The following is a 10,005-nucleotide window of genomic DNA, read 5'->3' as shown; positions in this document are numbered from 1 at the left end:
AGCGACCCAACTATGCACGTTCAGAACCTTTACAAGGGAAATAAGTACACTAACCAGCGCAATTAAAAAAGCAGCCCATTAAAAGGGCTGCTTTCTATATTACACGCACCGAGCAATCAGATATAACACAAAAGATGCGATCAGCGATAAGATCATCAAATATGTTGCAAAATTAACAAATTTCTCTGATACGCCCAATGCGTACGCATATCCCGCAATCATAATGGTTGAAAAAGGAACGATTAGAATAAATAATGCCACAAATTCCTTGATTAAAAATACTACTATCATAGTTAAAAACACTCCTTTCTTAATAGGGTGTTCTTATTCTATTCTTTTTTTTAATTTCTGTGTTGTTTATCTAGAAAAGCCGATTTTTAAGTAAAACGTGAAAGAAAACGCCTATCTATACGTAATCTATAGTGAGGTGATTAAATGAACGTTATTAGAATAGAAAATCTAAACTTGTCATTTGAACTTGTGGATACACTGCTAACCATTACTGGCAATGATGTGATCACGCTGAAATTTCAAAACGCATTTATCGCATCTGTATGGTTTCAGACGCTGCTTGATTTGATTGATACATTACCTGAATTTACGGCTCACTAAGCAGTTCGAAATGCTCTTAAATTGCGTCTCTCACACAAAAAAGCCAGTAATCTTCAATGATTACTGGCTTTTTCTGCCATTATCTTAATAGCGTAGATCTCGTCAATTGAAATAAACGCTTCACCAATCACTAATTTATCCAGGTAGTAGCCTTCAATCTGTCCCTCAATGAAAGGTGCCAGGTACCCGTCTTTATCTTGAACGTTTCTCTCAATTCTGACTGGTAGTTTTTTTACAACAGCGTCATTAATGACCTGTTCAATGTCTTCAGCCTCCATCTTTTCGCTATGCGCTCGATTCAGCTTCAGTTGATCGTTACGGTTAACCTTCTGCAAACTGGCAGTGTGATCACTCAAGTAAAACCCTTGACACTTCATCATGCCTCTGTCCTGGTATTGGTTTAAAAACTGCGTAACTACGTTTGGATCAAACTCGTACTTTCTACTCATAAGAATTACCTCCATTGTGTCCACCGACCAGACCGGCACGTTCGATTGCGGTGCCGCCTTCAGCAACACTCGATAGTTTGACCAGCGATGTGAATCCAAACTTTTGACGGATACTATCAACAGTTCTATCCAGGTCTCGTTTTTTTAGGGACGTTTGTTTTGTGTCAAATAAATCTAGCTGCACAACGTTATCGTTGACCAGGCCGGCACAACTGATTGAGATATTCCGGACGATTTCACCTTCCCACCTATTCCGAAAAAGGGTAATTGCGTAAGCAGCTAATAGGCCATTGTCATTTGTTGCGTCAATCTTCATGCTACGTCCAAAACCTGACTTACCAGTTTCTTCTTTAGAACGAAAAGAATACCCAATACCAACGTTGATAACTGTGGCCGCCTTATGGTGAGCACGTATACGTGCCGCGACTTGTTCTGCTATTTCTCGAATTACGATTTCGATTTCAGCCTGATTTCGATAATCCCGTGGTAGCACCTGACTGTTTCCATACGATTTAGCCTTAGGTACGTACTTATCACGAATTAACGCCCGATCGATACCCCAACTAAACGCATATAACTGACTGCCTAACACACCAAACTTTTGCTTTAAAAGAAACGGGTTACTGTGTGCCAAATCATACATTGATTTAATGCCCATTTTGTTTAACTTTTCAGCTGTTCTACGGCCAATTGACCACAGGTCGTCAAGCTGCGTGACTGGCCACAATTTATCCTGGACATCTTCATAATGCCACTCGCCAATTAAACTATGGGTACGTTTAGCTTCCATATCAAGCGCAAACTTTGCTAACAGTGGATTATCGCCGATGCCGACTGTTAAGTAGATGCCTAGTTCTTTTTTGACTTTTAGTTGGATCTTCCGGGCAACTTCTCGAGGACTATCCCCAAAGAGCTTCCAGCTGTCTGTCATATCGATCAATGATTCATCGATCGAATAAGGTTGAATATCTTCCTCAGCAGCAAACGTTTTAAAAATCTCATTGATTGCCAAATTATACTTAATGTAAAGGTTCATTTGCGGCGGCACTACAATTATACGTTTATCCTTTGGAACGTCCCTAGTCCGCATAACGTTGCTTATTCCAAATATCTTTTTGGCCATTGGAGAAGCAGCAAGTACAAGACCACCATTAGTATTTTTGGCCGTTGACATAACAACCAGGATAGATCGTAGCGGGTTAAGATTCAATTTAACCGACTCAACACTGGCATAGAAGCTCTTCGAGTCAATCATGAATACAATCCGCCGTGCCTCTCTAGAATAATCGTACATCTTCAGCACCACCTCTGATTGTGGCTGTTTGCTGATCTAACGTCTTTTGAATATTGCCAAATTCGATCATCGTCATTGATGGAAAATAAACTTGACATAGCTTGAAAAGATCTTTTTTTTGATAAAAATAATTACAACAATCAATCAAAACAGTTGTTTCATTCATTAATTCCTGACGTAGCTGCAAGCTACCATCTTGATGCAAAATGAAATATCTATCTGAACTGGTAATCCAAATTGGTTCTTCTAAAACCATTGCTACAGCCCCTTTTATAGTCCATTATACAAACAAACGTTCGTTTTTTCAATTGTAATTACTCCAGCAATGTGTTACATTTTATACGAGAGAGCGTACCTGACTCTCGTATATCCCATAGATTTACTATGAGGATTCACCGGACACAAGCGCTAGGTAGCTCCTAGCTTTCAATGCTTGTAGTATGGTTAAGATGAGGAAAGCCCGTCATAATGACGGGCTTTTCTATTGCTTCAATGTTTGTACTCCTATAAAGGTCGTTTAAGTAATAGAAGTTTTTATAACTAATAAATAAAGTTGTTGACTAGTCCATTAAAATGGACTATAATATACTTATAGATAAATGGAGGAAAACAATATGAACGTTACTGATTATTCTAAAATTATTATGAATCTAAGTGATCAAGACATCGTGCACACAAATATCTCTCATTCTACCAACTCAATGTATATTATTATCCGAGATAACTCGGAGCTTTTTGTACTTGCGTTATCAGATCATTTTGGGTACAAACACAGCGAAGATTTATCCGATATTGAAGGAGTCGATTTTGATCTTTCTGTAGAACTTGAGAACTTATATTCTCTCGACTCAACCTTAGAATATGTCGGGGTTAACGAAGTTTTCCCCTATACACAGGTTGGTATTGAATCAATCGAAATTGGCGCTATCAGTGAAGATAGGCTCCGCGCAGGTGTACCAGCAATCATAAACGGGGTAGAAGTAATCGAAAACAATAAAGTTTTAAAAGTAAGCTATGATGATGGGGTAGAATATTACACAAACTATCTTCCACAAACAACAATGCAACAATTTGCTTTTGATTACATTATTGATCAAGCGACTATTCAAGCAACAAATCAAAATCATGGTTTTATCATTCGTTCTGGCCACGAATTAAAAGAAATGTTTAGCGAATGGTTGGAAGATAATAAAGACAATTATTTAGAAATAAACGAAAATATAGACGATCACTTAGATGATTTTATCGACATAGATCTTGATGATGTTAATGATAGTCATTACTATGCAATAACTTGCACGGACAATCCTATGTATTTTGTTACGTTTGAATACGATTCAGCTAACGAATTAATCAACAAATCTTCCGAAGTAATTAGTCGTTTTTCAGAACAATAAAGAATGTATGCAAGGTTAAAAAGACCGCGTTAGCAGTTAAGGGGATACTATTATTATGAGTGAATTAATTATTGATCAATACTTAAAGAAACGAGGCCTAACCAGGTCAGATGCTGCACGTTTGTCGGGCATTAATAAACAAACGCTATCAGTGGCCAATCGAAACAGTAATGTTAGTAGCTGGTCAGTTAAAACTGTTCAGGCACTTGCTATGGCCACTGGTCAAACTGCCGGAGAAACTTTAGATGAGTTACTTCATATAGAAGGGAACCCTATCATTAGATTTATCCAGGAACACCCTTTTCTAAAGAAAGAGCTTGTCACTGAAATTGAAGACTTACTGATTAAGGCACACGAAGCTGATATTAATCTTAAAACAGTCACATTTAATTGTTATTATACTGAAAATGAAGATACAAATGAGAATGCTACAAGAGCATTAATAAACTTAAAAGATCAGCTTGAGAGGTTTATCAGTGATCAATATAGTGAGGTGTAGTAAATGGGACACTTCTTCTTTGATGCACAAAATAATTTTCAGTGGGTGTCAATCACCAGTATATTAAGTTTTATAGGCATTGTAATAACGTGTGTAATAAGTGTACGTACAACAAAAAAATAGCAGCAATAACTGCTGCACTATAGGTATATTCATTAAGGCATTTTATTGGATTCAATATCAATTGCCTTTTTATTAACAAACGCCTTGATCTCTTCTAGATCCTTTGGGCTGGCAATTTTGATAAATTCTGAAATATTAAACTTAGCCATTGATCGCTCTAATGGGGTAAGTTCCTTGTGCTCATCTTCCATCATGGTTAGACACCTCCGTTTTAAACGTAATCTTCAATCATATCCGTCAATTGCGTCTTAATATTCTGCAACGCTTTTTCAGCCCGTTCATTAGTATCGGGCCCTTCACTATAATAGCGGTTAAAAGTGATGTTGCCTAGGTTTAAACCTTGTTCGTGTAAGGTGATCATCAAGTCTTCGATCTCGCTTGTTAACTGTTTATCAACAAAAGGGTGTGCTTGAATAAAGTTGATAATCGGATTACCTTGCAACTTGAGTAACTCATCAAGCACAACGCCGGGCGTTTTACCCGTCGCCATTGCTAGGGCTTGTAGCGTCTTAACCGTCATGCGATTAATAGGGCGCTTATTGGCGTCATTCAGAGTAGAAGCGGTGGCGCCAGATATTTTGGCAACCTGGTAGCGGGTTAATCCTAAAGGTTTTAAAAAATCATCAATCGGCGTTGTCATTAGTTTTCACCAAGCAAAGCCTTTAATTGTGATTCTGATGGCACTTGAATGCCAGCAGCTTTGTACTTAGCAATCGCTTGTTGGCGTTGTTCAGTTGTCCCATACATTAATTTTGAAGCGTCGATAACATCAGGCTTTGCAGATTCTTCTTTGATTTGAGCAGCTTTTGCATTTGAAAGGTCATGAGCAACCACACGGATCAACTCGTTTTTCTTGTTATAGTGGACTGCATAGTTTGCGTAATCTTCAGTTGTGGCTGTTTCTGGGATAGCCAATGCTGCGCGTTCTTGCTCTGTCAATTCACCTAAACTTTTAATGATTAAAGTTGCTACACCGTTTTTTGCTGTTGTTTTGATTTCCATGATTAAAATCTCCTTTTTGTTTGGTTTGTTCTTATCTATATCTATACTATAATACGATATAGCGTATTAGTCAAGCAATAAATTAAAATATTTTGTCGATTTTTTTAAATCGTTGGTTTACAATGAAGGTATTGCAGATGTAAGTTTGTAGTTTTAGAAGAGTATCGATCCAATCAATGAGTAGAAAGACCCCTTAATTCAGTTTAAGGGGTCTTTCTGACTAATCACATTTTCTAACGCTGGCCACACTTAAATTTATCACACCCATAGGGACTATTTCTAACAAATAGCCCCTTTAATTTGTTGTCATATCAACCCGCATGGATTATACTGTTAGATATAGGGGTAATAAATTGCTATTTCAAAAAAATAGCCCCTAAAAAAGGCGGTTTTTATGCGACAAAATGTCCTTCCAATTAAAGACTCAAATATTTTAAAAGACGTGCAAGATTGCTTAAAAAATGATTTTAAAGCTGGCCAAAGAAATTACACCATCTTCCAAGTCGGCAAAGCAACCTTATTACGAGTGAGTGACGTAATGCGTCTAAAATTAAATGATGTCTTCGATCACAATGGCATTGTAAAAAGTACCGTCTTTATCCATGACAAAAAAACTGGTAAACCAAATAACTTGTATTTAGCACCAGTTAAATCTGATCTAGAAAAATACTGGCAATGGCTTCAGTCGAATGAACTTCAGTCTGAATGGCTCTTTCCATCAACCACGAATTCGGATCGACACATAACCGAAAAACAATACTATAAAGTCATGGCCAAAGTCGGCGACTTACTGAACCTGAATTACCTGGGCACACATACAATGCGCAAAACGGGCGCCTATCGTGTGTATACTCAGTCCAATCACAACATTGGACTTGTTATGAGTCTGCTCAACCATTCAAGTGAAGCAATGACTCTTTCTTACCTGGGGTTAGATCAAGCATCTAAACAGGAGATGTTGGACTCAATCGATTTCGGATAATATTTCTTTCAAAAAAAGAGCAGACGTCTTAATGACAACTGCTCTTTTACTTTTGGTGAACATAAATACACTTTATAAATTTAGCTTTTTATAGCTTTATAATTTTATGAGTTTATAAAATTATAAAGTTATACTTTTATATTTTTATACTTCCTTGTTTCTGCTCGTTTCTAGGACTGCTTGCACACTATTCTTAACAATTTTTCTTTGTGCTGGTGTCAAACTTTGAATGTAAAACTCAGTAATTTTGTTTACTGTTTCATATATTTTAGCATCTTCAATTGTAGAAATAGTATTAATCGCAGCATGTGTTTCTAATGGTAATCTGATTGATTTTGGTAAGTCTTTGGAGGTTAATTTTTTCTTCTCGCTTTTAAGTACGACAGTTTCTGTTGTTCTCTTATCATCTTCACTTTGATTAGGAACAAAACTATCTGGTCTTGACGTGCGTTTTTTTCGTAAACTACCTAGTCCCACTTTATTTTCAGTCATTCTTATTCTCCTCTAGCAAATTAATTCTTTCAATCAGCTCATTAGTAACTGTTTGGTAAATTTTGTGCACCTTTCGATCATTAACATCTTTCGGATTATCTGTAATACCTGTTCTGTCGAACCTTTTCAACCTGGCCATAGTTTTAACCCTATTTTTAAATATATTTTCTTCGCCAAAACTTTCCATCGCATCGGAAACAACATCGAGATCAAGTTCACTACCATTTTGTTGTAGAACGGGAAGAATTCCAAGTAGATCGACATTCACATCATAATCATCTTGTAGTTGCAATAAATGATCAATATACTTTTCAGCACCCTTTAACGCTCTTTCCTGAGTTTGAAGTATAACAATGACATAATCTGATGATACCAAAGCCGAATCAGTAAACTTATTCATCTGAGGTGGTACGTCTAAGATAATATAATCATATTTAGGTTTTAACTTATCCAAAAGTTGTGAGAAATAAAAATCTTGTTCTCTATCAGTGTCAAAATTTGAGTATAAAAAACCTTCGTATGATTGCAGATCCTCATAACTTGGCAGCAAATCAAAGTTATCTTTCACCTTGATTATTGCATTTTCTAAATTACCTTTTTTTAATGCAACCGCAAGGCTTTCATTAAAGATTGGTTTATCCTGATAAACGGTACTCATAGTATTTAGTATCATATCAGTCGCATTCGCCTGAGGGTCTAAATCAACTAATAGTACATTTTTGCCACTCTTATACAGTGTGTAAGCAATCATAACAGCATTAGTTGTTTTACCAACGCCACCTTTAAAATTACCAGTTGTAATAGTATACATGTCGCACCCCTTTTATAACTTTATAAGATTATAACTTTATAAAGTTATTGTACCTAAAAAAACATTCTTAGTCAAGTTTTTTATAAAAATATAATATTATAAAAGTATAAAGTTATAAAGTTATAATGTTAGATTTTGTACACCTCTCGATAATCCTTACATATCGGCGTTCAAAGCGTGTATCGACTTAATCAATAATTCATAGTGAAGAAAAAAATTATAACTTTATACTTTTATAACTTTATAACTTTATAAAAGTATACTAACGTTCCGCTTGATTTTATACTTCTATGAGATTTGCGTTTACTTTTAACGTTAATTACGTTATATTGACATTAAATAAAAAAAGCCACCACGAACTGGAATTCGTGATGACCAACTTTCAAGAAGTTATTTACCTGTAATTTCTTTTAAACTATGTCTTTTATTATAAGCTATTTTCACAAAAATGGCAATACAAAAAGGCTTGTTTAGTTATACATAAAAGTAGGTCAATGCGGCTTTTCTAAAGAGATTCTGGTTCTAACGCCAAGCTCGCATTTGCCTACTCTACACAACACTAGAGCGGACTCGCAAATGCGGGTTCGCTCTTTTTAATTCAAAGGAGATCGCTATGAATAATCAACCTAACTACTACAACATCAAACGACAATATGCGCTCAAGTTCTTCCAAGTACCCAAAGTTTTTATGACCAGCGAAAAATACAAAAAATTAAGTGCTGAGGCAAAATTAGCTTTTGCTGTCTTATCTGATCGCCTCCAACTTTCAATCAAAAACCATTGGTTCGATAAAGACGGTAATATTTATTTTATTTACACTGGCGAACAACTTGCCGAAATACTAGGTTGTGGCCACTCAAAAGTTACTGCAATCAAAAAAGAATTAACTGCTGCTAATTTATTGGTTATGAAACGAATGGGCCAAGGTAAAGCTAATCGTATGTACTTACTTGAACCCGAAATTACTGATAAAGATATTTATGGCATCGATCAACTTGAAACAGCTGAAAATCCTCTCGCAGAAGAAGTTGTAAATATTGATTTACCAACATCTATGAATGATGGACAGCCTGAAACCCTTGATAAATCTAGATTGCTGAAAAACAGTAATCTAGATTACCGAAAATCAGCAACTAGTGATACTGATATTAATAATACTGATTTACTAAGAAACATAAATACAGATTCTTTAAAAGCAGATACTATCCCTGATGACGAAAAATCAATTACCAAGCAACAGGACGCTGCGCTATTTAAAACCCATTTGAATAACGACTCAATCTTCACTACACAACAATTACTAGATTTGAAATTGTTATCTAACGGTGACTTCGAAACCTTCTTAACCCTTCAACAAACTGTTTTACGAGCAAAAAAACAAGCGCTAAATTCACATAAACTGCAAAGTAGCTTATTTGATCTACACGATTCAGATATTGCAATGCCTATTCATAAAACCTTGCTGCGTGCCGTACAACAAGTTCGTTTAAACCAAGTAAGTGATTTAAATAGCTATGTTTATAGCGTCGTTTACAACGAATTCGAGAAACTAGGAAACGCTAGATGTATTGCCAATTCAAAAGCAGGAAATAGTCCTCTTTTTTGGGAATAAATTAGTTTATATATTGACCTCTCGACAAATAAACCTTGCCAACAACAAAGTCTTTTACGAGCTTAAAATCATTTTGGGACCTCACAAAAATTAAGTGGGCTTAAATAGCTGATATCTTTTGGCCCGCTAAAACCTAAACGAAAATGCGTGGTATTTTGTTTTAAAGATTCAAGAAAGCGTTTCGATCTTCTCAGGTGGTCGCGCCCGCTAAAGCGGAAAAGCAAGTTGACTAACACTTCTTTTGTACTAATTTGGCTTACAGCAGGCTCAACTGTGACACTTTTTGTTACGTTAAAGTGCGTTACAAAGCGTTTTTCAGCTATTATAATTGCTTTATACGTGTAGCGATAATGATTGAAATTCTCGTAACCTAATTTCTTAACTGCGCGTTCTATTGACCCCGTTGAAGTACAAGTGACTGACGCTAATTCACGAATAGTCGCCGTTAATATTTTTTTTGGGTGTTTTTCAAAGTAAGCAATCACAATTTGTTCGGTAAATGTTAAGTTCATCAAGGGTTTCCTCCTTAGCGCTAGTTGGCACAAATGTCGATATTGTTGAAATGGGTTATATTATTAATTAACCTGGTATATGATTCAATTGTACTTGAATTCTAAGTACAAAAAAAGCCGTTAGACGTTGATCTAACGGCTCAGGTTTGCCACTCTTGTTTTAACTTGTTAAAAAAATACTTGCTTTTTGAAAAAAGTAAAGGTAAGGTTAAGACAAGTT

General features: G+C 35.9%; 15 protein-coding genes. 5 read left to right on the top strand and 10 right to left on the bottom strand.

Annotated features, from left to right (window positions below; translation table 11 throughout):
• Window positions 1-99: 99 nt before the first annotated feature.
• Window positions 100-291: a hypothetical protein gene (locus FC90_RS05030; protein ID WP_057908191.1), complete on the bottom strand. Its 192-nt coding sequence runs from the start codon at window positions 289-291 to the stop codon at window positions 100-102.
• Window positions 292-435: 144 nt separating this feature from the next.
• Here FC90_RS05030 and FC90_RS09210 point away from each other — a divergent pair, with 144 nt between their 5' ends.
• Window positions 436-612 carry a hypothetical protein gene (locus FC90_RS09210; RefSeq protein ID WP_157053043.1) on the top strand — a complete coding sequence of 59 codons (177 nt, stop codon included), beginning with the start codon at window positions 436-438 and terminating at the stop codon, window positions 610-612.
• A 53-nt stretch (window positions 613-665) separates the two neighbouring features.
• Here the strand turns inward: FC90_RS09210 and FC90_RS05025 are convergent, their stop codons facing one another.
• From FC90_RS05025 to FC90_RS05015, 3 genes are read right to left on the bottom strand one after another with little or no spacing between them, the layout of a single operon-like run.
• Window positions 666-1,061 carry a hypothetical protein gene (locus FC90_RS05025; RefSeq protein WP_235804319.1) on the bottom strand — a complete coding sequence of 132 codons (396 nt, stop codon included), beginning with the start codon at window positions 1,059-1,061 and terminating at the stop codon, window positions 666-668.
• Window positions 1,054-2,355, bottom strand: coding sequence for a Y-family DNA polymerase (locus tag FC90_RS05020; protein ID WP_057908190.1), 1,302 nt, complete (start codon window positions 2,353-2,355; stop codon window positions 1,054-1,056). The genes FC90_RS05025 and FC90_RS05020 overlap by 8 nt, the downstream gene beginning before the upstream one ends.
• Entirely contained in the window at window positions 2,339-2,611 is a 273-nt protein-coding gene (locus FC90_RS05015) for a hypothetical protein (RefSeq protein WP_057908189.1), read from the bottom strand. The genes FC90_RS05020 and FC90_RS05015 overlap by 17 nt, the downstream gene beginning before the upstream one ends.
• A 358-nt stretch (window positions 2,612-2,969) precedes the next feature.
• On the opposite strand from FC90_RS05015, the gene FC90_RS05010 reads away from it, so the two are divergent.
• Window positions 2,970-3,752 carry a hypothetical protein gene (locus FC90_RS05010; RefSeq protein WP_057908188.1) on the top strand — a complete coding sequence of 261 codons (783 nt, stop codon included), beginning with the start codon at window positions 2,970-2,972 and terminating at the stop codon, window positions 3,750-3,752.
• Window positions 3,753-3,807: 55 nt separating this feature from the next.
• Window positions 3,808-4,251 (top strand): helix-turn-helix transcriptional regulator, encoded by a 444-nt coding sequence (locus FC90_RS05005; protein WP_057908187.1) that lies wholly within the window; start codon window positions 3,808-3,810, stop codon window positions 4,249-4,251.
• 155 nt (window positions 4,252-4,406) lie between these two features.
• Here the strand turns inward: FC90_RS05005 and FC90_RS09205 are convergent, their stop codons facing one another.
• From FC90_RS09205 to FC90_RS04995, 3 genes are read right to left on the bottom strand one after another with little or no spacing between them, the layout of a single operon-like run.
• On the bottom strand, window positions 4,407-4,568 hold the full coding sequence (locus tag FC90_RS09205) for a hypothetical protein (protein ID WP_157053042.1): 162 nt from the start codon (window positions 4,566-4,568) through the stop codon (window positions 4,407-4,409).
• A 17-nt stretch (window positions 4,569-4,585) separates the two neighbouring features.
• Window positions 4,586-5,014, bottom strand: coding sequence for a hypothetical protein (locus FC90_RS05000; RefSeq protein ID WP_057908186.1), 429 nt, complete (start codon window positions 5,012-5,014; stop codon window positions 4,586-4,588).
• Window positions 5,014-5,376 carry a hypothetical protein gene (locus FC90_RS04995; protein WP_057908185.1) on the bottom strand — a complete coding sequence of 121 codons (363 nt, stop codon included), beginning with the start codon at window positions 5,374-5,376 and terminating at the stop codon, window positions 5,014-5,016. Before FC90_RS04995 ends, FC90_RS05000 begins: the two co-directional genes overlap by 1 nt.
• A gap of 394 nt (window positions 5,377-5,770) precedes the next feature.
• Here FC90_RS04995 and FC90_RS04990 point away from each other — a divergent pair, with 394 nt between their 5' ends.
• Window positions 5,771-6,358: a site-specific integrase gene (locus tag FC90_RS04990; RefSeq protein ID WP_057908184.1), complete on the top strand. Its 588-nt coding sequence runs from the start codon at window positions 5,771-5,773 to the stop codon at window positions 6,356-6,358.
• Window positions 6,359-6,502: 144 nt separating this feature from the next.
• Here FC90_RS04990 and FC90_RS04985 read toward each other — a convergent pair whose 3' ends face one another.
• Window positions 6,503-6,850: a hypothetical protein gene (locus FC90_RS04985; protein WP_057908183.1), complete on the bottom strand. Its 348-nt coding sequence runs from the start codon at window positions 6,848-6,850 to the stop codon at window positions 6,503-6,505.
• Window positions 6,843-7,661: an AAA family ATPase gene (locus FC90_RS04980; protein WP_057908182.1), complete on the bottom strand. Its 819-nt coding sequence runs from the start codon at window positions 7,659-7,661 to the stop codon at window positions 6,843-6,845. The genes FC90_RS04985 and FC90_RS04980 overlap by 8 nt, the downstream gene beginning before the upstream one ends.
• 613 nt (window positions 7,662-8,274) lie before the next feature.
• On the opposite strand from FC90_RS04980, the gene FC90_RS04975 reads away from it, so the two are divergent.
• Window positions 8,275-9,273: a replication initiator protein A gene (locus FC90_RS04975; protein ID WP_057908181.1), complete on the top strand. Its 999-nt coding sequence runs from the start codon at window positions 8,275-8,277 to the stop codon at window positions 9,271-9,273.
• 68 nt (window positions 9,274-9,341) lie between these two features.
• Here the strand turns inward: FC90_RS04975 and FC90_RS04970 are convergent, their stop codons facing one another.
• Window positions 9,342-9,785 (bottom strand): MurR/RpiR family transcriptional regulator, encoded by a 444-nt coding sequence (locus tag FC90_RS04970; protein WP_057908180.1) that lies wholly within the window; start codon window positions 9,783-9,785, stop codon window positions 9,342-9,344.
• Window positions 9,786-10,005 lie beyond the last annotated feature (220 nt).

The sequence above is a fragment of the Latilactobacillus graminis DSM 20719 genome, assembly GCF_001436415.1.
GTDB classification, from domain to species: domain Bacteria; phylum Bacillota; class Bacilli; order Lactobacillales; family Lactobacillaceae; genus Latilactobacillus; species Latilactobacillus graminis.
The sequence above is the reverse complement of the archived record's forward strand: the minus strand, read 5'-3'. Positions and strand labels throughout refer to the sequence as shown.